We start from the raw sequence: 443 nt of genomic DNA, 5'->3' as shown, positions 1-443 counted from the left end.
GGTAAAGACCCTATCACAACAATCCTCCGTTCTCCCAGTCCCGATTCCGCCGCCTCCGCGTCGAATATCTCCGCGTTGTCGAATTGATGCACGTCGTCAAGAACCTTGCTCTTATAAAGGACAATCTTCCCGCCCGGCTTGAGTAACCGCAGCAATATCGGTTTATAAGCAGGTTCGATCTTGACGGAGCGGGAAACGATTATGTCAAAACAACACCGCCCGGCGATATCCTCAATCCGTTGATCCGAAAACTCGCAATTTCCAAGCCCCAGCGTCTCCACCGCCTCCCTCACCGCCGCGATCTTCTTCTTCTTCGAGTCGAGCAGCGTAACCTTAGCGTCCGGAAAGACAATCGCCAGCGGAATCCCCGGCCTGTCTCTTATACACATCTATTACGGGAGGTCGGGATTTCTATTTATGACTGCGCTTGAAGCGTTAAAGCG

The 443-nt window shown here is 52.6% G+C and carries 1 protein-coding gene; it reads right to left on the bottom strand.

Features of this window, described 5'->3' with window-relative positions; all coding sequences use genetic code 11:
- The coding region (locus ACYVRA_RS09030) for a 16S rRNA (guanine(527)-N(7))-methyltransferase RsmG (RefSeq protein ID WP_461252374.1) at nt 1-389 on the bottom strand (389 nt) is incomplete at its 3' end.
- Between the last annotated feature and the right edge of the window lie 54 nt (nt 390-443).

It is taken from the genome of Treponema sp. R8-4-B8, assembly GCF_054786175.1.
This window is presented reverse-complemented; position numbering and strand designations above follow the sequence as displayed.